Origin of the sequence: Streptomyces sp. R44, assembly GCF_041053105.1 — a bacterium.
Taxonomy (GTDB): Bacteria; Actinomycetota; Actinomycetes; order Streptomycetales; family Streptomycetaceae; genus Streptomyces.
Map to the genome: position 1 here is coordinate 4,160,086 of NZ_CP163444.1, position 21,454 is coordinate 4,181,539.

Consider the following 21,454-nt stretch of genomic DNA (forward strand, 5'->3'; position numbering starts at 1 on the left):
CGGCGGGCTCCGCATCCTTGGGCGTGCGGCGGGGCGCGAAGAGGCTTTCCCCGGGGCCCGCAACCGTTGGTCGTCAGGGTTGCTGCCGCGCCCGGGGGGACGGAGGGAGGGCGAGGTCGGCCCAGACGGTCTTGCCGGAACCGTCGGGCCGGGTGCCCCACTGGCGGGCGAGGTGTTCGACGAGGAAGACGCCGTGGCCGCCGATGCCCTCGGGCCGGTGCATGTCGCGGCGTGGTGGTGCCGGGTCGGAGTCGGTGACGGCGATCCGCAGGAGGTCGCCGGTGTGGTCGACGGCCAGGTGCAGCGGGCCGCCGGCGTGTTTGGCGGCGTTGGAGAGGAGTTCCGCAGCGACCAGCGTCACGTCCCCGGCGGCCTCGGCGGCGCCGGTCAAGTCCCAGTCGGCGAGGGCCTGGCGTACGCACGTCAGACCCTGGCGGCACGCCCAGGTGTCCCCGGGCTGGAAGTCGAGCTCACGGTGGTGTGACAGGCCGGACGGGGCAAACCCCATGACGGTTCCCTTGGGCGGGGTTGGGGTCCTTGGACGGACCGCATGTCCCGCGCCTGCCCGCCTCTCGCGGGTCCATACCCAGCGGGCCCGCCCAGTTACGGCTCGTACGCCGCAAGGGCCTCTTCGACCGTGCCGAAGGCGTGGAAGAGGGCGTCGGCACCGGTCAGCTCCAGTACGCGCAGCACGGGCCGGCTCGGGGAGAGCAGCGCCGGCGGGACACCCCGTGCGCGGGCGTCCTGTCGCAGGGCCGGCAGGACGTCGAGCCCCTCGGCGGTATGGAGGGTGGCAGCGGCGAGGTCGACGGCCAGCAGGGCCGGCTTCCGCTCCAGGGTCGAGGCGAGATCCCGGGCGGCGGCGCCGGCGGTGTCCCCGTACGGGTCGCCGGCCGGCACGCAGACCACCGCATCGCCCGCGACGGCCTTAGCGATCTTCGGTTCCGGTGCCGGGGATGGCAGAGCCCCGGCCTGCAACAGGTCCTTGTCTCCTGCGCAGTAACCCGCAACGGCCCGATGACGGGATCGTGATTCCGGTCTGGCGAAACCGGAATCGCAAATCGTATAATTTCGGGCATGGAGTCCATGGAGCCTCGGAGCAGCTGGACGTTCGTCACGAACCACGCCCGGATCCTCGCCATGATCCTGCGTGATCCGGAGGTCCGGCTGCGCGATCTGGCCGCAAGCTGCCTGGTCACCGAACGGGCGGCCCAGGCCATCGTCGGTGATCTCGAGAGCGCGGGATACCTCACCCGGGGGCGCCACGGCCGCCGCAACCACTACGAAGTCACGCCGGGGACGCTCTTCCGCCACCCGGCCGAGGGGCACCACGAGATCGCGAGCCTCCTGAACCTGCTGGTCGACCTCGACCCGCCTGGCCGAGGTCCCTCACCCCCCGCCGACCGTGATCGCGATGAACGCGACCCAGGCGCCTGACCGGGATCACCCCGTCGCTGCCCTTTCCAAGCCTTCTTTCCCCGCGTTTGGGGGTTGTGAAGGGAGCAAGGCCATGACTTCTCTTCCCAACGGCCTCCCCGCCACTGCGGAACCTCTCGACGTCGCCCTTCGCCTTCCCGTTGTCGCCGTGCTGTTCGAGCCGGGTCCGGACCGGGTGCTGGCGCGCGTGAGCGGCGAGATCGACATGGACGACGCCGGCAGCCTGCGTCAGGACCTCACCACGGCTCTGGACTCCAGCAGCCTGGGCCTCGACATCGACCTGTCCGCCGTGACCTTCATGGACAGCTCGGGCCTGCACCTCCTCGTGGACCTGAACCGGCTGGCCCTCAAGAACGGGAAATCCCTCGTGCTGACCGCCCTCAGCCGCCCCGTCGCCCGCCTCCTGGAACTGACCGGAGCCGACCACGTAGTCACCGTCCGCGGCTGGACCGCGTTGAAACCCCCTCCGATCGGTGGCGGCCGGCACCCGCGGCCATGACGCCCGCCCGCATACGGCGGCCGGCCGCTCGCTCGGCGCGACTCACGGCGCCGGGTCGGAACGGCGACGCCACCGCAGCGATCCGACGCGAAGGACGACTGCCGGGGATGGCGGCTCACAACGGTTCGGGCCGATTCGATCTTCATTTGACGGGTCAGCGTGACGGGCGTGCCCCAGCCGTGCCCTTGAGGGCGGTCAACAGCGGTCAGCGGCGGGCTCCGAAGCCTCCTCCAGAGGGGCCGACCAGGGCACGTTTACACAGGTCAGGCGTAGTGCGGTCCTGTTCCGCACAGTGGATTCCAACCGCCGGCACCACCGCTGCCGGGGCAGCGGTCACGCATGTCGATCACCGGCAGCCGCTGCCACGCTTCCATCCGATGCACGACGAGCGGTTACCTCGGCACCTTCGGGCCCGTCATGACCATGACGGAGTACGAGCGAGGAAGGTAACAACATGACCGGATCAGGTCCGCACGAAACGCTGGCGGGAGCCTTCGAAGAGCAGCGTGAGCGCCTGGTAGCGGTCGCCTATCGGATGCTCGGGTCGCGGGGCGACGCCGAGGACGCGGTGCAGGAGGCGTGGATCCGGCTGGCGCGACAGGACGCGGCCGCGATCGACAACCTGGCCGGCTGGCTGACCACCGTGGTCGGCCGGGTCTGCATCGACGTGCTGCGCTCACGCAAGACCCGGGCCGAGCTGTCATACGACGACCGCCTGCCCGAGCTGGTGGTGACCGTGGACGGCGGACGCTGTTGGTCAATTCGGGTTCCGCTCCCCGGCTGATCCCCTGAACCACGGCAGGGGACACGATCGACTGGAACCGCACCTTCCGTGCACGACTGCCCGGGCCGGGGGCGGAATGACAAGGGCCGTGCCACAACGTGCCAGTAGGGGCGGTAAACAGCGGTCAACGAGGGATCGAAAGAGGCCGACCGGACTGGATAGCCAGCAGCCGTTTTCGCAGGTCAGCGGCTACATCGACATCCAAGTACCGGGTGATTCCCAAGCTTATAGCGCGGGTTCGATTCCCGTCATCCGCTCTTCTACGAAGCCCCAGGTCAGCGACCTGGGGCTTCGTCGTTGTCTAGACATGCCAGGGCACGCCATGCCCTCCGCGTGCTCCATCCCGCACAAGCTCCCTGCCCGGAGGGCACGCGGTGCACCACCTCGCACCACGCCGACGTGGAGGCCGGGCTCGCGGCGCAAAGTGATCACAGTTAGCGATCTTCCTGTGACAGGTTGTCAGTGGCGGGTGCTTTCATGGGCCGGTCACGCAGGGAGGCGTGACTCGACTGGTGAGGGGGACACGGCTGTGCCCGTGATCGAGGAGTACGAGAGGTCCGACGGGACCGTGGTGAGGAGACACGTCCGTCTGCCGGCAGGCGCCCGTCGGCAGACGGCGATCGCGGGGATGATCGTGGTGGGGGTGTTCCTCTTCGGCAGTGGCAACACGACCACCGGCGTCGGGACCCAGCCGGGGCAGCACCGGTTACCCCAGCCACAGTCGACGGTGGTCTATCCGATCAAGTGGCCCGGATGGGACAAGCCAGTGGTCCGCCCCACGCCAACGGTCTCGTATCCGATCACCTTCCCCACCACGGGGAGTGGACGATGAGCCGCCGCCCGACCCGTCGCCGGCCCAACCAGAAGCGTGGTTCCGACGGGAAGCTCCTGTTGATGCTGGGTCTGATCGGCGTAGTGGCTCAGGGGCTCTTGGCAGCCACGCTGTCCTGGCTGGCCGAGCACCCCTGGACCCTCGCCCTTCCGGTCCTGGCAGTGGCCGGGGCAGGTATCGCCCTTGTACTTCTGCGGCGGGAGGCGACTCGCCGGGAGCAGGTCCGTTTGCGGGGTCTTCGATACCTGGTTGAGCACCTTGACGGCCTGCACTACACCCAGTTCGAGTACGCCGTCCGCGATTTGATGCGACGCGACGGCTATCAGGACGCCCAACAGGTCGGCGGAAGCGGCGACAACGGAGCCGATGTGAAGGCTACCGATCCGTTCGGGAGACGCTGGGTGATCCAATGCAAGCATCGCAAGGCCGGCTGGTCGGGGGCGGCCGTCGGCACCCCCGACCTCCAACGCCTCAATGGCACCGGCCGCCAGATCCACGACGGCGATGTCATCGTCATGCTCACCAACGGTCGCTTCTCCAAGAAGGCCCCCGACTTCGCCAAGTCCCAGCGCCTCCACCTGGTCGATCGCCACCTCCTGGCCCGATGGGCCGCCGGCTCCACCCCACTGTGGGAATTGCTGCGAGCCGTACCGCCACCGCGGAGACCCGCCTCACTGTCCTGATCCGCCACCGTGGACGTCCAGGCGACGAAAGCCACGCCGCCCCCTGAGGAGAGCGAGGCCCCTCGGAGAGTGAGGCAGTCCGCCCACGATGCGCTTCAATCTGCCCCGTCACCCATGTAGGTGATGGGCCCCGCAGAAACCGCATGGCCTGCAGGGAAGCCGCTATTGCCTGGCTCAAGGGCCCACCCCCGCCGTCCGACGGCGACGTCAAGTCGTTCTATGCGACGACGCCCGATGGTGAGCCCAGCGGCAGGAGCGTGAGCAAGAAGCTGGATGGCAATCCAGACGACCTGTCGGATTACAAGCGGGGCGGCATGAAGGCCAAGGCGTACGACGTGAACGGCATCGACACGCGGATCCGGTACGACAGCAGCAGGAACCCGCCGTTCACCGTCATGACGTCGATGCCTTCCAAGTCCTAGCGTCCCGCCGAGAAAGGCCAGCACCACATGTCCGTCGACCAAGCCGCCTGGGAAGCCGCAGTGCACCACCTGTACGAGGACGCGTCCCCGTACGACGCCACGGGCCCGCGCCGGCACGAGGACTGGGTCCTCGACGTCCTGGCCCTGATGGCACGGGTCCCTGACCCTCGGGGCTGGGCCGGTCTCGACGACGAGGCACATGACCCGGAGCGCACGGTTTCCCCCATGTACCCCTTCGTCGACCACCCTCCGGAGTACGTCGCCGTACGTCTCCAGGAGATCGACCGGGGCAGCGCCGAGAACCTGCTCCTGGCCCTCACGGACGACCGCTGCACCTTGTCCAACCTGCGGCGCTTCAGGGAGAGCGAGGAGGAACTGCGGGCCATGGCACGCACGATCCTCGCCCGTTACGGGGACAGGGCCACCTATCACACCAACGTCCAGAAGCCCGGACACATGCGCGGCACACTCGATTTCACAGCGTCGGGCTGGGCGTACAGCCCGCTCAGCGTCTACTCGGAGGACTACGGCCTGATCGTCGTCTCGGAAACCGAGGTCGGCATGTTCTGGAACTTCTCCGACTACTGAGCCGTACGAGCCTCGACCAGGTGCTTTGAGAGGATGCCCCCGTGCTGACCCGTTCCGCTGCCTACCCCGACCGGGACACCGCCCACTGGGCCACCCAGCAGGTGGTGAACGCCAACGAGCAGGCCATCCACCGCTGGCTCGCCCAGAACACCCGGGCCCGCCTCACCATCGAGGCCGCCTGGCCCTCCCGCGAAGAGCCCGTAGGACGGGTCCAGCTGGAAGCCGAGCTGCTGGCAGGCCGCGGGCCCGTCGACGTCCGCGCGGCGCGTGTGGTCCTGCGCCGCGAGCCGTCGAGCCCGCACGGCTTCGTCGTCCACACCACCGTCCCGTTCTACCTGTAGGGGCCGCACGCACATGTCCATGAAGCCCCTCGAACACGACCGCCGGTACGGCGAGCTGGACCAGGTGATGCGCGCGTACCTGGGGCAGCCGGCCGACGACACCCCGGAGCGACGCAGCCGCGCCCTCGACGCGTACCTCCGTCACACCTGGCACACCCGCCCCTCGGCCATCGCGGAGGCGGAGCGCCAGCTGCGCGAGTACAGCCGCAACCCTCCGGGACGCATCCGGCAGGAACTGGGCGAGTTCTACGCGATCCCCGATACCGGGATGCCCCAGTCGGAGATCGGCGGCTGGCTGACGGTGCTGGCCGACCACCTGAAGAAGAGCATCGAGGAAGGCGACGTCCCGGAGCCGGCATCCCCGCAGACGCACTGGGAGTGGCACGCGCGCTTCCCGGAGACCGCGCAACTGCTCGGCGGCTGGTTCTCGCAGGACATCGTCGACGAGTTCCCCGACCACGAGGCCGCCGTCGCCGACTACGCCGCCACCACCCACCCCCAACTGGTCGCCCGCCTCGTGGGCGAACTCCACGAACTGCTCGCCCTCCCCCTGGACGAGGGCGACTACGCCCTGGCCGCCGCCGAACTCGGCATGGAGGTCGGCCCGCCCGAGCCGTTCTCCCATGGTGCCTGGTTCCAGTCGGTGGCGACGACGCTCTCCGGCTGATTCAACCCTGCGGCCGGCCTCCCTCTCCTCTCGGTACGAGAGGGGCCCGTGCCACAACGTGCCAGTAGGGGCGGTGAACAGCGGTCAACAGCAGACGCCGGAAGGCAATCGAGAGCCCTACCGAGAGTGCCCGTTTCCGCAGGTCAGATGCCTTTTTCAGGTCCAAGTGCCGGGTGATTCCCCAGCTTATGGCGCGGGTTCGATTCCCGTCATCCGCTCTTGAACGAAGCCCCAGGTCAGCGACCTGGGGCTTCGTCGTTGTCCCGACCTTTCGGGGCCTGCGATGGCGCGCCCTGACGCCGAAGCGCATCCTGGTGGCGAGATCGCCGGTAACGGGCCCGGCTCCCGTGTCCGCAGGACAGCGGCGCAGGCGCCGCAGCCCGTCCGTCGCCCTGTGGGAGGGAGCGGGATGAAAGTCCGATCGGCCGGTGATCCTGATCGCTCGGAGAGCTTCGGAGAGGGGTTGCTGGGCGGGCTCCTGGACCGGGCCCACGAGCTGCCACCACATCTGGTCGGGCCGGTGCTCGCCGACACGGTGGCGCGGCTGGGGGGCCGGGATCCGCAGATCCTGCTCCAGGACTACGGGCAGCAGAGGCTGGTCCCCCTGCCGGGCGAAGGGCTGGCGGGCGGGGAACCGCAGGTCATCGACGGCTCCGAGGCCGGCCGGTGCTTCCTCACCTCGCGCCCGGTGGAACTCGTGCTGGCCGACGGCGTACGGGTCCTGCTGCCCTTGCTGGACGGGGGCGACCAGTCGGGCGTTCTGGCGGTCACGCTGGACGCCGTCGATGACGACGACCGCCGCCTGCTGCGCAGGATCGCCGAGCTGATCGCCGACATGATGCAGACCAAGAACGGCTACACCGACCTCTTCTTCCGCACCCGTCGCAGCGAACCGATGAGCGTCGCCGCCGAGATCCAGTGGTCACTGCTGCCGCCGCTGTCGATGGTGACGCCGCGCGTCACCATCGCCGGCGTCCTGGAGCCCGCCTACGACGTGGCGGGCGACAGCTTCGACTACGCCCTGAACGGGGACACCTTCCACCTCGCCATGATCGATGCCATGGGCCATGGCCTGGACGCGGCCACGATGGCCACCGTGGCCATCGGCGCGTACCGGCACGCCCGCCGGATCAGCATCGAGCTGTCCGAGATCTACCTCTTCATGGACCGGGCCATTGCCGAGCAGTTCGCCCCCGACCACTTCGTGACCGCGCAGATGATGCGGCTGGACACGAACACCGGCCGCCTCCAGTGGGTCAACGCCGGGCACCCCGCCCCCCTTCTGATCCGCAGCCACCGCGTCGTAGGCCGCCTGGACAGCCCCACGACCCTGCCCGTCGGCTTCGGAGGAGCACAGCCGCAGATCAGCGAAGTCACCCTCGACGCGGGGGATCGCGTCCTCTGCTTCACCGACGGTTTGATCGAGGAACACGAGAGCGGACAGGAGGAGTTCGGGGAGGACCAGCTGATCGACTGGGTGAACCAACTGGAGCGGGCGGACCGAGAGGTCCGAGCAGTGGTGCGGGACCTCTCCCACACCCTCAAGCGGGCACGGGGCGAAGCCACTTCGGACGACGCCACGCTGGTCCTGGTCGAGTGGCGCGGGTGACGGAGGAGCGTGCCGGGAGGTGCCGGTGAAGCGTCTCGGCGGCCTGGGTGACGTTGCCGGCGTCGACCGCACGGGCCTGGCGCCCCGTGCCGCGTCGGATGTCATGTCCGGGGGTGCCACCAGGAGGGCCAAGTGGTCTTTGTCGCCACGGGTGGTGAGCCGCCGATGCCTCATGGCCGGCGGAACACCGCCGTGGTCACACCGCACTCCGCGGGCCTGCGGTCATGCCCGCGGCCATCGGCCGGGCGGCGTGCCCGGTGGGAAATGACCTGGTCAGAGCGGCTCGTCCGGCCGCTGGGCGGAGTACGCTGAAAGTACCGGGAGTAAGTCGAGCACCCGCTCCCACGCGGACGTCGTTTCCGGCGATCAAGACACTGGGCCGCCCTGCAGGGCGGCCCGGAGACGGGTCCGCGATCATGAACGCCACCGTCGCACCCCTGCTTTCGGCACGCCTTTCACTGACACCGAAGACCACCCTCGCCGGCCTCCTGGACGGTGCCTGGTGGCCTCGTACGCATGACCTGGCCGTCGAACTTCCGCCTCTGGTCGACGCGCTGGAGGAGCACTTCGGACGCATCACGCGCGTCGCGGTGAACCCCACCCGCTGGCCCGTCGTCCCGCACAAGGTCGCCGTCGCCGGGCACACCCTGCACATCGGCTGGTTCACCGAACAGGATCCCGACAAGATGATCCTGCTCTCCTACACCGTAGGCCGCTGCGATCTCCTGGTGATCCCGCCCGAGACCGAACCCGCCGCAGCCGCCCGGCTGATGACCGCCGCCGCCCTCCCCGGCAGTGTCCTGGCCGCCGGTGTCCTGATGTCCGACGAGGCCGCGACCGACCGCCGCATGCGGGACGCCCGAAGCAGTGAGGACGCCTGGGAGACCGATGGCGGGGCCGCCCCGGCGCCCCCGCGACACCCACTCATCGGTGCGCGGATGATCCCGCTGCCGAGGAACATGCGGAGGTGACGTCGTGGAGACCCTGATCGCACTCGCGGCGGTCACCCTGCTGATCGCGCTCGGCACACGCCTGATCCACCGGCTCAACGACCAGCACGACGCACGCATCGCCGCCCACCACTTCGGCGACCCCTTCCCGGCCATTCGCCGGCCGCCCGGCCACAGCCACCCCACGCCGACGGAACGAGCCACCCGTCGCCGGCTCACGGGCACCTGGCCCTGACCACCTCAGACCATTCCTCCGACCGAAGGCGGCGGGTGGGGCACCCGACACCCGGGACAACCCGCCCGCCGGCCTCTCGCCCGCCCGTGAAGGGACCACACACCTTGCACCCCACCGACACCGCGATGCCGCCCTCGGCCGGACACGCCGAGATCCGCATCGTCGCCGCCACCCCCGAAGCCGCCCGCGCGGTCGCCCAGGTGATCCGCCGCTCCTTCGCCGGGGCGGAACAGCGCAGCTACCCCGTACCCGAAGGCGGCACACGGCTCCACCTCACCGTCGACACCGGATCCGGCGCGGAACCCGCCCTCTCCTGGCTCGCCACCAGCAGACCGTCCTCTCGCACCGGCACCCACGACGACGAGGTGTGAGGAGCGTCGGCCGTTCCTCACACGCATGAAAGGACTCGGTCATGGCGACGCTCCGCGAGCGACAGGTCTACCGCGAACGGGTCCTGACCGCCCTCTACGAAGCCACCGAAGGCAACCGTCTCCTCGGAGTCCCGGGGCGGAAGCTGCGGAACGACCTGCGCATCCCGGAGGAGGACCTGGCCGCCGCCTGCACCTACCTCGCCGGCGAGGGCCTGATCACCGTCGACTGGGAACCGGGCAACACACCCGAGATGGTCTCCCTGACCCACCAGGGAATCCGCCGTATGGAGGCCGAAGAGGAAGAACGCGGCTGAGCCGGACTGCCCGATGGCCCGCCCCCCGACGTCATGTCGCCGCCCGGTGCTGGTGACCCACCTCGCGCGCGAGGTCCAGTCCGAGGACGCGGTCGAGAAACGCGAACGTCTCGAACCTGGCACCGGCCGGTACGTCGGCGCGCGTCGCCACGGTGACCAGCTCGTCCAGGACGGCGGGGACATCGAGATCATCAGCCAGCACGGCATGGGCGTGTCGCAGCACATCGGCGGGGATCGGCCTGGACGGCTCCTGCGCCCAGTCGGCCACCAGCTGCCGCCAGTCCCCCAGCATCCGCCGGGCCTCTTCGAGCGCAGTACCGGTGACCGTGATCGGCGCCCGGTGAGCGTGCCCGAGCATCAGCATCCTCACGGCCAGCGGATCGGTCCCCTCCGGGGCGACGGCGTCCAGGAGGCGGGAACGGTCCGGGACACCCCTCTCCCTGGATGCCGGGCCGAACTGGCCCACGTCGATACGGACCCCGCCGACCGCGTCCTGTGCCGCGGTCCCGTACGCGTGGACGTGTACGTCGGCAGCCGCGCAGAGCGTTCCGCTCGAATGGTGCACACCGACGGTGGCGGGCGGGTGGATGCCAAGGGCGGACATGGCGTGATCAAGCGCCTCGGCCTGCTCGTGCGGCAGGTCCGACGTGGTGAGGAACGTGCGGGACTGCAGGCCGTGCAGCTCCGCCGTGCGCGCCAGTACGTCACCGACGAGGAGCGCCCGCAGGTCCACCAGGCCGATCCCGGCCTGGTGGACCGACAGGTGGACGCAGATGCTCAGCAGATGCCGGCGTACGGAGGGAATCTCCACGAGGTGGCCGGTACGGGTGTCGACGATACGCAGCATGATGCGGAGGCTAGTCGCGGAAGCCGCCGGCACCGGGGAGGACCTGACCAGGCGCTCGACATCGGCAAGGCAGCGGGCGCGTGCCCCATCCGTGCTCTCAGCGGCGGTGAACAGCGGTCGACACGGGAGCGTCAGAGTCCTCGTCACGAGTCGCCCGACAGTCGATATGCGCAGGTCAGAGGGCACATCGCTACCCCTGGGCGTCGGTGATTCCCAAGCTTATAGCGCGGGTTCGATTCCCGTCATCCGCTCCCCAGCAAAGCCCCAGGTCAGCGACCTGGGGCTGCTGCTTTTCGGCGAGACGCTTCTCAGCTACCGCGCGCTGCGGACGGGAACGGCCGTAGCGGATATGCGTGGGCGCATACTGGCAGCAATGACAAAGCCACGTGCACCGAAGCGCTTTTTGCCCACCAGCCCCTTCAAAGCCCCGGTCACGCCGCCTCCTAAGCAGTTCGCCGTAGGCGACCAGGTCACACACGACGTGCACGGCCTCGGCCGGGTCATCGGCATCGAGGACGGGATCGCGGCGTTCGTGGATTTCGGCTCGACGCAAGAGCGGATCTTGAGTCCGTACGCCAAGATGAGCAAGCTGTAGGACCGCCGTGCCCGGTCACGGCACACCAGATCCGTTCATGGACCCGCAATGAAGAGGACTCCTCTCATCGACCTGACCTCGCCGTTCTCCGCTCCGGAAGGGGCGTCCCCCCGCACCGCTGCAGCATCACCGCATCCCACCACAAATCCCTTCCAGGAGCCCGACTTCGGAGAGACCGAAGCCTTCCTGCTCGACGAGGATGCGTAAGCGTCCGCCTCTGGCACGAGTGCGGCTCGACGCGAGGCAGGCCGACTCCCACTCGTGACGATGGCTTCGGCATCGGGTCACGAGGCGTATCCGTTTCCGTCTCCCTCCACGGCCTGCGCCGACCAGCTCCGTGCGGGTGCGACGGACTCTGATCCGTCACCAGACGAGGCGGCGGTGAGCGGGCGCATCCGCATGGCGGCATGGATGAGGTCGGCCACGAACAGCACGATGCCGATGAAGAGCAGGAAGAGGAGCCCGTCGACGACGGCGCCGATGATGCCGAGCGCGATCGCGACGATGATCAGGGCCAGGAAAAGGCGGCACGAGGGGCGCCTCCTCGGTCGGACGGGAAGCTCAACGGCAGGCTAGCGAGCCCGGTCCCACCGTCCCACCGTCGCACCGTCCAGGTGAGCGAACACCAGACGGTGGCGCGTGGGCAGACCGACCCGGATCGCGGCCATGGCCGGCTCGTCGGTGCTGGTGTCGACGTAGATCGCTTCCAGGCTCTGGCAGCGTGCGCGGCGTCGGGGTTGTCGATGAAGGGCTGGGCGGCCAGCGCCCCGTCGGTCACGGAGGATCGCGTAGGAGCTGTACAGCAGTACGGCTCTCCTCGGTCGGCAGCGAGGCCAGCAGCAGCGCCTCCACCGTGGCGCGCGGGCCCGGGTCCGGGCCGACAGCGGCCGGCCGGGCGCCCACCCTCGCGGTGAAGCGTCGGTCAGGTGCCGGAGGCCGTAGAAGAGCAGCTTCTCCTTGGTCTCGAGTAGTACTGCACGAGCCGGAGCGACACACCGGCCTCCGCGGCCACGTCCCGCATGCCGACCGCATGCAGCCCGCGCCGCCCCGCGACCCGCCGCGAGCCCATGTGGCAGCCCGAGCGTGCCGCCCAGTGGATGGACGAGGCCCTCGACGTGCTCGGTCTCGACCGGGTCCACCTCGTCGGCTCGTCGTACGGCGGCCGGCTGGTGCTCAACCAGGCCCACGTCCGACCCCGACGACTCGCCTCCGTCACCGCCCTCGACCCCGGCGGCCTGGAGAAGGTCGGCCTGCGCTTCTTCGCCTGGGTCTTCGCGAGTCTCTTCGCCACCTTGGCCCCCGAGGCCCGGCGCCCGCGCATACCAGATCCGTCGCCCCGCTCCCCTGCCGCTGACCGAGGACGAGCTGCGGTCCATCCGGAGCCCGCGCGGAGATCATCGCCGCGACCGGACACGGCTCGCAGATCGACCACCGGGACGTGGTCAACGCCCGGATGCTGTCCTTCATGGGGGACGTCGATTCCCTCGGCCCTGCCGGGTCGACGCAGAGAACTGTGGCGGGGAGAAACGGCCGTCGGCGGTCCGCACTCCGTGCCTCGACGTGCCGTCCCGTGCGGATGACCGGGGCTCAGCGTGGTGACAGCCGGACCGGCGCCTCCCGTGCGTCGGGGCCTTCTTCGGCGAGGGACGGAGGAGAACGGCATGAGGACATCGAGGCACGCGTGAGCGTGGAGGAGTCGGAGAGTTCCGGGGGACGCCCTCCCCGGCTCCGGCCCACAGGCACAGGGCCCGCCGGCCGCCGACGCCGCGTCGACCGTCCCGCTTCCGGGAACGCCGCATTCGGGGAGCACGAATACCTGTGTTCGCGGCCTGAGATTTTAGCGGCCATCGCAGACAGAATCTTTACCGGTGACACGGAGGGAGAAATTTTCGCAGCACACAGGCTGCGGTGACGTGCTACTGTCGAAGTCAGTTGCAGTTTTGGTACCCAAAAATTTCAAGCGCATCCCGTCGGCCGCGCGCCACAAGGAAACGCTTCGTATTTCCGGTCACCTTCCGGGCAGGGCATCATCGCGGCGACACGGCGTCCGTACGGTACGGATTCCGTCGTACTGCCCAGAGGAGAAATGACATGGCTACTGGCACCGTGAAGTGGTTCAACGCGGAAAAGGGTTTCGGCTTCATCGAGCAGGACGGTGGCGGCCCTGACGTGTTCGCCCACTACTCGAACATCGCCGCGCAGGGCTTCCGCGAGCTCCAGGAGGGCCAGAAGGTCTCCTTCGACATCGCGCAGGGCCAGAAGGGCCCGACGGCCGAGAACATCGTTCCCGCCTGACGCTGACGCGCAATAAGCAGCTGGGGCCCGCATCCCTCGGGGTGCGGGCCCCAGCTTTCTTCGTTTTGCTTGACTCTCGCCTCCCCTGCCTCGCCGATATCAATTTCGCGACCCGGTGAGTTGCCGTCGATTATCCCCTGCCGAGGCGCTCTCCTCCTCATTCCATTCGGCCGTCCCCGTGATTCCAGAGGCTGTTCACCTGCTGCCGGAATTCCTCGATACGCGCCGTTTCCAGGAAGGTTCTGAATGAACCCCGCACGCACGGACGGCCGCACCTCCCGCACCCGCCGCAACGGCGGTCACGCGTACGAATTCTCCGCCGGAACGGGCCGGGGTGGTCGCCCCGGTTCGTCCGCGAGCCGATCGGGCGGCCCGAGCCGGTCGGGCGGATACGGCAGGCGTTTCACCTCCGTACAGGGGGAGTTCGCCCCGCCGAAGACGATCACTCCGGCGCTGCCCGCCGTCGAGACCTTCGCCGACCTGGCCCTGGACCGGCGCCTCCTGACCGAGCTCACCGCACAGGGCCTGTCCGTCCCGTTCCCCATCCAGGGCGCGACCCTGCCGAACTCCCTGGCGGGCCGCGACGTCCTGGGCCGCGGCCGGACCGGCTCCGGCAAGACCCTCGCCTTCGGCCTGGCCCTGCTGGCCCGCACCGCCGGACAGCTCGCCGAGCCCCGCCTGCCGTTGGCGCTGGTGCTGGTCCCCACCCGGGAACTCGCCCAGCAGGTCACCGACGCCCTCACTCCCTACGCCCGCGCCGTGAAGCTGCGCCTGGCCACCGTCGTCGGCGGAATGCCGATCGGCCGACAGGCGAACGCGCTGCGCGGGGGCGCCGAGGTCGTCGTGGCCACACCCGGCCGCCTCAAGGACCTCATCGACCGCGGTGACTGCCGGCTGAACCAGGTCGCGATCACCGTCCTCGACGAGGCCGACCAGATGGCCGACATGGGCTTCATGCCCCAGGTCACCGCGCTCCTGAACCAGGTCCGTCCCGAGGGCCAGCGCATGCTGTTCTCCGCGACCCTGGACCGCAACGTCGACCTCCTGGTCCGCCGCTACCTCATCGACCCCGTCGTCCACTCCGTGGACCCCTCACAGGGCGCGGTCACCACGATGGAGCACCACATCCTGCACGTGCACGGCGCCGACAAGCAGCGGCTGACGACCGAGATCGCGGCGCGCGACGGCCGGGTGATCATGTTCCTGGACACCAAGCACGCCGTGGACCGCCTCACCGAGGACCTCCTCCGCTGCGGTGTCCGGGCCGCCGCCCTGCACGGCGGGAAGTCGCAGCCGCAGCGCACCCGTACCCTCGACCGGTTCAAGGCCGGGCACGTCACCGTCCTGGTCGCCACGAACGTCGCGGCCCGCGGCATCCACGTCGACAACCTCGACCTCGTCGTCAACGTGGACCCGCCCACCGATCACAAGGACTACCTCCACCGCGGCGGCCGGACCGCCCGGGCCGGCGAGTCCGGCAGCGTCGTCACCCTGGTCACCACCAACCAGCGGCGCGACATGACCCGCCTCATGTCGGCCGCCGGCATCGTGCCCACGACCACCCAGGTCCGCTCCGGCGAGGAGGCGCTGCGCCGGATCACGGGCGCCCGGACCCCTTCCGGCATCCCCGTGACGATCACCGCGCCGCCGGCCGAGCAGCGCAAACGCGGCTCGGCCCCCCGCGGTCGGCGCGGTCCCGCCTCGGCGACGAGGCGCGCCGGCGGACGGCGTTCCGCCGGCGACGTGGCGGCCTGAGCCGTACACCGTCCGGAAGCCGACCCATCTCAGCAGGAGGCACGTTGTGACGCCGGTACAGATCCAGCCCCGCCCCACGCACCCCGCCCCAGCGCACCTCACGCCGGCCGACACCGTGGACACGGCACCACGGGTCTGCGACGACATGACCGTCGAGGTGGCCCTGTCGGTCATGGCCGGCGCCCGCACCGGTCACCTGCTCGTCTGCGACGACGACGGCCTGTGCACCGGCCTGGTCACCCGGGCCCAGCTGACCACCGTCCGCGAGAGCGCCACCTACACGGACCGGCTCCAGCTGCGCGACCTCTCCGGCGACGGCGAGCCGCTCACCCCGGCCACCCCCCTGACGCCCGGGCGGGCCGTACGTCCCCGGGTCGTCACCTCGTCCGGCGCGGGCGGACAGGACGACACTCCGGGCGCGCTCACTCCCGCCCTCGTCCTCGCGTGAACCGCCTCACCCCGGCGGAACCATCCCCTTCCTCTCCCTGTGAGGCATCGTGCGCTGTGTCATCGCCCGCTACCCCTTCGACCTCACCAAGAGCGGCGTCCTGGACTCCATGAAGGGCGTCAAGCCCGAGGAGATCACCGGCGAGTCCGTGATCATCGGCCGCCGCGCCTACCCCGTCATGCAGGTCGGCCAGGTCATCACCCGCCAGGACCGCCGCGACTTCAGCGCGGGTGAAGTCCTCCGTGCCATGACCAAGCTCGGCTTCACCTGCCGCGGCCTGCCCGAGAACACCACGCCCACCTGTGCCTCCGACGCGTTCCAGCAGGCCTCCGCGATGCACGGCGCCCCGGCTGCGGCCTGACCGTGACCCACGGGCGAACGTGAGCCGACACCCGAACAGCCAACCCAAGAGGGCCCGACCGGCACCCGCCGGTCGGGCCCTCTCGCGTATCGGTGGGCAGGTTTCTCCCCGGGCGCCGGGTCAGTGATCGGAGTAGCTGAAGTCCCCATGGTCCAGGCGCCGACGTCCGCGATCGAAACGCGGTGCATCCCGCCCGTATTCAAGGATCCCCCGACCGAGGCGTGTGCCCGGAAACGCGGCGGTCAACCTGGCGGTGACCGCCCCGCGACCCTCCGCGTCACCGCTGGAGGTCGATTATCTGCTCACCAGACACTCAAAAATCTATATCGGCCGAGGTAGACATTGAGCAGTGGCCTGGTTATGGTTTCTCTCGTAGCCCATGGAGAAAGCAGGGCCTGGCAGAGACGAACTGCCGGCCGGCAGTACAGGTAGGTGCAGTGAGCAGGACGGTGCGGCGGTGGAGTTTCGAAGCCAGGGCTTTCGCAGGACGGCGACGGGACTGACGGCCGGACCGGGTGGCCCGCAGTGATCAGGGGCCGCCGCAAGCGGGACGGTGGCCATGCCAGGCGCGGTACCCGTGAGTGCAGTACGCAGTACCCAGCAGTGAAGTCAGTGAGCGGTACGCGTTCCCCGTAGTAGGCAGTTCGATCACCGAGGAAGAACGGAGGAACCCGCGCCATCAGGATCGCCCGGGCGTAAGCCTGAGCCCGGGTACCGCAGGACATCGCGACAGTGAGGTGGTCTCCGGTCAAGCAACCGCGATCCCCGCGAACCCGACAGCCACTGGGTCGGTTCAGCGGACATAGAAGGCCGGCGCAGTATCAGGGCCGGCAGGTGGTGTAGTAGTTCCTTCGGGGCCCTGGTGCCGGTACGGCGCCAGGGCCCCTCAACGCGTTTCCCGGAGAGGTGCAAATGACAGCAGATGACTCGTACGACCGTCTCGACGACGACGACTACCCCGCCTATACCATGGGCAGGGCTGCCGAAATGCTCGGCACCACCCAGGGTTTCCTCCGCGCCATCGGCGAAGCCCGCCTCATCACCCCGCTCCGCTCCGCGGGCGGCCACCGCCGCTACTCCCGCTACCAGTTGCGGATCGCCGCACGTGCCCGGGAACTCGTCGACCAGGGCACCCCCATCGAAGCCGCCTGCCGCATCATCATCCTCGAAGACCAACTCGAAGAAGCCCAGCGCATCAACGCCGAGTACCGCCGCGCCGCGGAATCAGCCGCGCCACCGGCCTCGGACTGAGACGGGGTCGCCTGCCGGCGATTCCGCCGGAGCTTGACGGAGAACCACCCAAGCGCGCATGCGCGGGCGAGGCCCCCTTCAGTATCCGTGCCGCGGGGCCCAGGGCCGTCCATTCGGCGAGCCATCCAACGCTGCCGGTGCTGCTCGGACCGGCACGCACGGATCCGGTGCCGGGGCGCGAGCCGGGCCGACTCCTCCGACGGACCCGTGACACCACCGGGTCCACCTCGGTGGTCGGGGGTGTCGAGCGACCGTCCACGGCGACGCGCGGCCCACCCCGTCCGTCGGACGGCCCTGCACATCGCTGTCCGTACCGGCGCCGGGAGCCCGCCGAGACCGCGCGGGCCGGAAAACGGGCGGGGCCACGTCGTCGATCCGGGGCGGGGGTCTGGTCGACGTCACCTCTTCGGGCAGAGCCACGGACGCCTCGGCCGCCGCCGGGTGCGGGAAGCGCAGAACGGCCTCGGTGACCTCCGGGTCGCCCCCCTGCGGCCGCCGCCCCTGGCCCGTACCGTACCGAAACTCGGAAAACAGCTGGTCAGCGACCTGGATCTGTTGTTTTCGTCGAGCCCCTTCTCGGCTGCCTCGCGCTGCGGACGTGAACGGCCACAGCGAACGGATGTGCGTGGGGCGCATACTGGCGGCAATGACAAAGCCCAGTGCACCGAAGCGCTATCTGCCCACCAGCCCCTTCAAGGCCCCGGTCACGCTGCCTCCCCGGCACTTCGCCGTAGGCGACCAGGTCACGCACGACGTGTACGGCCTCGGCAGGGTCATCGGCATCGAGGGCGGGATCGCGGCGCTCGTGGATTTCGGCTCGACGCAAGAGCGGATCCTGAGTCCGTACGCCAAGATGAGCAAGTTGTAGGGCCGCCGCCGTGCCCGGTCACGGCGTACCGGAGCCAGACAGCCCTTGCAGACGGCCAAGTGCCGGGTGATTCCCAAGCGCCGGTTCGATTCCCGTCATCCGCTCTTGAACGAAGGCCCTGGTCAGAGACCAGGGCCTTCGTCGTCGTCCTCCTGATCGGCCGGCCGACGTCCGGCGTCGAGCGGACCGTCCCCGTGCGAGGGAGGCCGAGCGTGTGGCAACCGAGCCCGCACAACGGTTGGACGGTTGGTCGCCGTCCCGATCCCGTCGCGTCCGCCTGCTGATCACCACGATCGTCGCGAAGGGGGTTGGTCTAGGTTGCCCGGCGGTCCGTACAGGCGGAGGACAGGGGGACAGAGCGGTGACATGGGACGGCCGTGCGGCCGGCGAGCAGGACCCGTGGTGGGATCCGGAGGCCACCGAGCTCCTCCCGCACATCGCGCCCGGCCCGGCGGAGGCGGAACCGTGGCGTGCCGATGGGGATGTCGCGGACACCCGTCCGCTCGCTCGGATCGACGCTGCCCCGGGCACACCGCTGCCGCCCGCCCCGGCCTCACGCCGGGCACCGCGTGGCAGACCCCGGCGCGGCACCTGGGTCGTCGCCGCGCTCGCGGCCTCCGCCGTGGGCGGTCTCGCGGTCGGCGCCGTGCTGACCGCCGCGACCGGACGCAGCGCCGCGACACCTCCGCCGGGCCCCACCTCTCCCGACCAGGCTGTCCCCCAGCCGACGCGGACGGGCCCGGCCGCCTACGAGGTGACCGTGGCAACGGCGAACGCCGCGGGGGCGGGGACGGACAGCGACGTCCAGGCACGGCTCACCGACGAGTCGGGCCGCACGTCCCCGTGGACCGCACTGGACACGCCCGACCACAACGACTTCGAGGCAGGCAGCCGGGACACGTACGTCGTGGGCGTGCCCGCGGGCTTCGGTCGCCCGGCCTCCCTCCAGCTGTGGAAGGACGGCACCGACGCCTGGGCCGTCGAGGCGGACGTACGCGTCACCGGACCTGACGGGTACGCAGCGCTGTGGCACCCCGCCGAAAGCGCGTCCCGCCTCTGGATCACCGGAAGCGATCCCGTCCCCGAGGACGCCGCACCCCGGTTCACGCAGTACAGCCCGAACGGCACACTCGCGCCCGCCGGGCAGTGAGCGACGGCACGCCCCTGCCCGCTGAAGAGGGCGGCCTTTCCGCCCGGATCGGCTGCCCCAGGTCAGAGAGCTGGGGCTTTGTCGCTGCCGAGACCTGCGGGGGGTACTCCCTTCGAGTGAGGCGGTTTCGAGGACCGCACAGGAGTTGTGCTGAACATGTCCGCACCCGTCGTCGACGTCTGGGGCCCGGTCGCCCCCGGTACCCGCTCCTCGATCCCCTCCGCGCCGGAGCCGCATGACACATGGCCCCTCGCCGGCGGAACGGCCTGGGTCTACTACAGCCCGCTGAACCGCAGGCAGCTCGTCCGGCCCGTCATCCTCTCCGACGGCTTCTCCGGCGGATCGAGCAGCCTCGACCAGCTCTGGAACGGCCTGGAGGAGAACGGAAACTTCCGCTTCATCTCCGAACTCCACGCGGCCGGCCGGGACGTGATCATCCTGGGCTACGACGACCGTACGGCCTCGATCACGGCCAACGCGGACACCGCCGTCGACTGCATCCGCCGGGCCGTCAACGAGCGCATCGGCCGGGCGAAGCTGGTCGTGGGCGGATTCAGCATGGGCGGCCTGGTCACCCGCTACGCGCTGGCCAAGATGGAGAACGACCCCTCGCTCCCCGACCACGAGACGTCCCTCTACCTCTCCTACGACACCCCCCACGGGGGCGCGTGGTTCCCCGTCGCCCTCCAGGCGTTCACCCACTTCGCGACGGACCACTGGGGTGACGACCCCGACCTCGGGCAGGCCCTGCGCCAGCTCTCCGGGCTGCTCAACAGCCCGGCCGCCAAGCAGATGGCACGATGGCACATCGGCAAGGTCGGCGACACCCCGGCGCAGGCGTCGGAACGGGTGGCCTTCCTCGAGGCGCTCGACGAGGTCGGCGGCTGGCCTCGTACCCTCCGCACGATCGGCGTCGCCAACGGCGTGGACACCGGCACCGGCAACGGCATCAAGGCCGACACGACCGCGGTGAGGTCCGACGGCGGCACTCTGCGGGACACCGATCACCCCGGGCACCGGCTGGCTCGACACCTTCCGCTGCGCCAACCGCAACGAAGGACACACCACCATCACCGAAGAACTCGGCGCATGGATCGTGAACGAGATCGTCGCGACCGACTGACCACCGGTGGGCGGGCCTCGGACGATGCCCGCCCACCGAGGAGCTCACCGGGCTGCCGTGCCAAGCAGCGCGCTCCACCCGCTCGTGCACGCCTTCCGTCCGGACCGGCTCTACCGCACGCGAACGCCGCAACTCCATAATGGGGGCCCTGGTTTCCGGGTGGGGGAGTCTTGGGTGTCCTCGAAACGTAGTGCCGCACGGGTCCCGGACGCGTTACGTGTCGCAGCGCAGGAGCACGGGCTGGGGGCCCGCAAGGGGCTGGTGCAGAACGAGCCGAAGCGCTTCCCGTGGGGTGGTGTGCTGCCCGTGGGCGTGCTCGGCGCGTTCCTGGGGTGGCTGGCCCTGTCGTACGCGATCGAGGACCAGCGGGAGCAGGGCGCCTGGTACTACTCGCTTCCGCTGCTCGTTCTCGCGGCGATCCCGCTGGGGTTCGTCGGGTTCTTCCTCTTCGCCTGGCTGTTCCGTCCCCGGCCGCCCCAGGTCTGGGTGGCCTGGTACGAGCACGGTGCCCTCTGGCACATCGACCGCGGGGAGACGCGGGCATACACCTGGGACGAGATCGCCTCTGTCACCCGGCAGGACATCAAGGTGACCAACGGGGTCACCAGCGCCACCACGCACCGGCTGACCATCACGTCCGAGCAAGGTGCCGCGATCGTGGTGGGGGACGAGTTCAGCGGGATGGTCCCGTTCGCCGAGGGCCTCGGCGACGCGTTCAGCCGCGCACGGGTGCCGCGGGACGCTGCCCGGCTGGAAGCCGGTGAACGGATCGACTTCGGCGTGGTCGACATCAACATCTCCGGCATCGGGCAGGGCAGCAACCGCATCGGCTGGCGGGAGGTGGAACGGGTCGATGTGAAGCAGGGCCGCGTGGAGATCCGCCGTCACGGCGACCGCAAGCCGTGGATGACGCTTGCGGCTCCCGGCTTCCCCAACCTGCCCGTCTTCCTGACCCTCGCCGACGCGCTGCGGCGGCAGCACGAGTCCTGAGGAGCTTAGGCCGGGGGCCTGAGCGGCCGCGGGTCTGCC

26 protein-coding genes and 4 pseudogenes are annotated in these 21,454 nt (G+C 69.9%); 25 read left to right on the plus strand and 5 right to left on the minus strand.

What is annotated here, in order from left to right; genetic code table 11:
* Window positions 1-73: 73 nt before the first annotated feature.
* Both AB5J54_RS19185 and AB5J54_RS19190 read right to left on the minus strand, forming a co-directional pair.
* Window positions 74-508: an ATP-binding protein gene (locus AB5J54_RS19185; protein ID WP_369145135.1), complete on the minus strand. Its 435-nt coding sequence runs from the start codon at window positions 506-508 to the stop codon at window positions 74-76.
* 95 nt (window positions 509-603) lie between these two features.
* Window positions 604-1,125 (minus strand): STAS domain-containing protein, encoded by a 522-nt coding sequence (locus tag AB5J54_RS19190; RefSeq protein WP_369145136.1) that lies wholly within the window; start codon window positions 1,123-1,125, stop codon window positions 604-606.
* Between AB5J54_RS19190 and AB5J54_RS19195 the strand changes: the two genes are divergently transcribed.
* The 14 genes and pseudogenes from AB5J54_RS19195 (at window position 1,078) to AB5J54_RS19260 (ending at window position 9,732) form a co-directional block, all read left to right on the plus strand.
* Window positions 1,078-1,437: a MarR family transcriptional regulator gene (locus AB5J54_RS19195; RefSeq protein WP_369145137.1), complete on the plus strand. Its 360-nt coding sequence runs from the start codon at window positions 1,078-1,080 to the stop codon at window positions 1,435-1,437. The two genes, AB5J54_RS19190 and AB5J54_RS19195, sit on opposite strands and share 48 nt — an antisense overlap.
* 73 nt (window positions 1,438-1,510) lie before the next feature.
* Window positions 1,511-1,936, plus strand: coding sequence for an STAS domain-containing protein (locus AB5J54_RS19200; RefSeq protein WP_369145138.1), 426 nt, complete (start codon window positions 1,511-1,513; stop codon window positions 1,934-1,936).
* A gap of 454 nt (window positions 1,937-2,390) precedes the next feature.
* Window positions 2,391-2,678: pseudogene (locus AB5J54_RS19205) on the plus strand (sigma factor); the annotation flags it as partial.
* Between the two features lie 577 nt (window positions 2,679-3,255).
* Entirely contained in the window at window positions 3,256-3,552 is a 297-nt protein-coding gene (locus tag AB5J54_RS19210; RefSeq protein ID WP_369145139.1) for a hypothetical protein, read from the plus strand.
* Window positions 3,549-4,235, plus strand: a complete 687-nt coding sequence (locus AB5J54_RS19215) for a restriction endonuclease (protein ID WP_369145141.1) — start codon at window positions 3,549-3,551, stop codon at window positions 4,233-4,235. The genes AB5J54_RS19210 and AB5J54_RS19215 overlap by 4 nt, the downstream gene beginning before the upstream one ends.
* Before the next feature lie 257 nt (window positions 4,236-4,492).
* The gene (locus AB5J54_RS19220; protein WP_369145142.1) at window positions 4,493-4,657 is read left to right on the plus strand and encodes a hypothetical protein; all 165 of its coding nucleotides are present in this window, start codon (window positions 4,493-4,495) and stop codon (window positions 4,655-4,657) included.
* A gap of 27 nt (window positions 4,658-4,684) precedes the next feature.
* Window positions 4,685-5,245 (plus strand): hypothetical protein, encoded by a 561-nt coding sequence (locus AB5J54_RS19225; protein ID WP_369145143.1) that lies wholly within the window; start codon window positions 4,685-4,687, stop codon window positions 5,243-5,245.
* Window positions 5,246-5,286: 41 nt separating this feature from the next.
* On the plus strand, window positions 5,287-5,586 hold the full coding sequence (locus AB5J54_RS19230) for an RNase A-like domain-containing protein (RefSeq protein WP_369145144.1): 300 nt from the start codon (window positions 5,287-5,289) through the stop codon (window positions 5,584-5,586).
* 13 nt (window positions 5,587-5,599) lie between these two features.
* Window positions 5,600-6,253, plus strand: a complete 654-nt coding sequence (locus tag AB5J54_RS19235) for a contact-dependent growth inhibition system immunity protein (protein WP_369145145.1) — start codon at window positions 5,600-5,602, stop codon at window positions 6,251-6,253.
* Window positions 6,254-6,662: 409 nt separating this feature from the next.
* Entirely contained in the window at window positions 6,663-7,862 is a 1,200-nt protein-coding gene (locus AB5J54_RS19240) for a PP2C family protein-serine/threonine phosphatase (RefSeq protein WP_369145146.1), read from the plus strand.
* Between the two features lie 416 nt (window positions 7,863-8,278).
* The gene (locus tag AB5J54_RS19245; protein WP_369145147.1) at window positions 8,279-8,833 is read left to right on the plus strand and encodes a DUF5994 family protein; all 555 of its coding nucleotides are present in this window, start codon (window positions 8,279-8,281) and stop codon (window positions 8,831-8,833) included.
* Between the two features lie 4 nt (window positions 8,834-8,837).
* Entirely contained in the window at window positions 8,838-9,047 is a 210-nt protein-coding gene (locus AB5J54_RS19250) for a hypothetical protein (RefSeq protein WP_369145148.1), read from the plus strand.
* Between the two features lie 125 nt (window positions 9,048-9,172).
* The gene (locus tag AB5J54_RS19255) at window positions 9,173-9,418 is read left to right on the plus strand and encodes a hypothetical protein (RefSeq protein ID WP_369149395.1); all 246 of its coding nucleotides are present in this window, start codon (window positions 9,173-9,175) and stop codon (window positions 9,416-9,418) included.
* Between the two features lie 41 nt (window positions 9,419-9,459).
* Entirely contained in the window at window positions 9,460-9,732 is a 273-nt protein-coding gene (locus AB5J54_RS19260; protein WP_369145149.1) for a hypothetical protein, read from the plus strand.
* Between the two features lie 31 nt (window positions 9,733-9,763).
* Here AB5J54_RS19260 and AB5J54_RS19265 read toward each other — a convergent pair whose 3' ends face one another.
* On the minus strand, window positions 9,764-10,579 hold the full coding sequence (locus AB5J54_RS19265) for a hypothetical protein (RefSeq protein WP_369145150.1): 816 nt from the start codon (window positions 10,577-10,579) through the stop codon (window positions 9,764-9,766).
* Between the two features lie 373 nt (window positions 10,580-10,952).
* Between AB5J54_RS19265 and AB5J54_RS19270 the strand changes: the two genes are divergently transcribed.
* Window positions 10,953-11,174 (plus strand): hypothetical protein, encoded by a 222-nt coding sequence (locus AB5J54_RS19270; RefSeq protein WP_369145133.1) that lies wholly within the window; start codon window positions 10,953-10,955, stop codon window positions 11,172-11,174.
* A gap of 593 nt (window positions 11,175-11,767) precedes the next feature.
* Here AB5J54_RS19270 and AB5J54_RS19275 read toward each other — a convergent pair.
* Window positions 11,768-11,884: pseudogene (locus AB5J54_RS19275) on the minus strand (PRC-barrel domain containing protein); the annotation flags it as partial.
* Window positions 11,885-11,898: 14 nt separating this feature from the next.
* Window positions 11,899-12,243, minus strand: a pseudogene (locus tag AB5J54_RS19280) (TetR/AcrR family transcriptional regulator); the annotation flags it as partial.
* On the opposite strand from AB5J54_RS19280, the pseudogene AB5J54_RS19285 reads away from it, so the two are divergent.
* The 10 genes and pseudogenes from AB5J54_RS19285 to AB5J54_RS19330 all read left to right on the plus strand — a co-directional run.
* Window positions 12,233-12,654: pseudogene (locus AB5J54_RS19285) on the plus strand (alpha/beta fold hydrolase); the annotation flags it as partial. The pseudogenes AB5J54_RS19280 and AB5J54_RS19285 sit on opposite strands and share 11 nt — an antisense overlap.
* A gap of 611 nt (window positions 12,655-13,265) precedes the next feature.
* Window positions 13,266-13,469 carry a cold-shock protein gene (locus AB5J54_RS19290; RefSeq protein ID WP_030939356.1) on the plus strand — a complete coding sequence of 68 codons (204 nt, stop codon included), beginning with the start codon at window positions 13,266-13,268 and terminating at the stop codon, window positions 13,467-13,469.
* 246 nt (window positions 13,470-13,715) lie between these two features.
* Complete coding sequence (locus tag AB5J54_RS19295) at window positions 13,716-15,224, plus strand: DEAD/DEAH box helicase (protein WP_369145151.1); 1,509 nt, start codon at window positions 13,716-13,718, stop codon at window positions 15,222-15,224.
* A 46-nt stretch (window positions 15,225-15,270) separates the two neighbouring features.
* Entirely contained in the window at window positions 15,271-15,672 is a 402-nt protein-coding gene (locus AB5J54_RS19300) for a CBS domain-containing protein (protein ID WP_369145152.1), read from the plus strand.
* A gap of 49 nt (window positions 15,673-15,721) precedes the next feature.
* Window positions 15,722-16,033 (plus strand): SCO5918 family protein, encoded by a 312-nt coding sequence (locus AB5J54_RS19305; RefSeq protein ID WP_369145153.1) that lies wholly within the window; start codon window positions 15,722-15,724, stop codon window positions 16,031-16,033.
* A gap of 912 nt (window positions 16,034-16,945) precedes the next feature.
* Window positions 16,946-17,284, plus strand: coding sequence for a MerR family transcriptional regulator (locus tag AB5J54_RS19310; protein WP_369145154.1), 339 nt, complete (start codon window positions 16,946-16,948; stop codon window positions 17,282-17,284).
* Window positions 17,285-17,930: 646 nt separating this feature from the next.
* On the plus strand, window positions 17,931-18,152 hold the full coding sequence (locus tag AB5J54_RS19315; protein ID WP_369145155.1) for a hypothetical protein: 222 nt from the start codon (window positions 17,931-17,933) through the stop codon (window positions 18,150-18,152).
* Window positions 18,153-18,513: 361 nt separating this feature from the next.
* Window positions 18,514-19,302: a PLAT/LH2 domain-containing protein gene (locus AB5J54_RS19320; RefSeq protein ID WP_369145156.1), complete on the plus strand. Its 789-nt coding sequence runs from the start codon at window positions 18,514-18,516 to the stop codon at window positions 19,300-19,302.
* Window positions 19,303-19,458: 156 nt separating this feature from the next.
* A complete protein-coding gene (locus tag AB5J54_RS19325) occupies window positions 19,459-20,565 on the plus strand; it encodes an esterase/lipase family protein (RefSeq protein WP_369145157.1) in 1,107 nt (368 codons plus the stop codon).
* Window positions 20,566-20,686: 121 nt separating this feature from the next.
* Window positions 20,687-21,415, plus strand: a complete 729-nt coding sequence (locus AB5J54_RS19330; protein WP_369145158.1) for a DUF6585 family protein — start codon at window positions 20,687-20,689, stop codon at window positions 21,413-21,415.
* Window positions 21,416-21,454 lie beyond the last annotated feature (39 nt).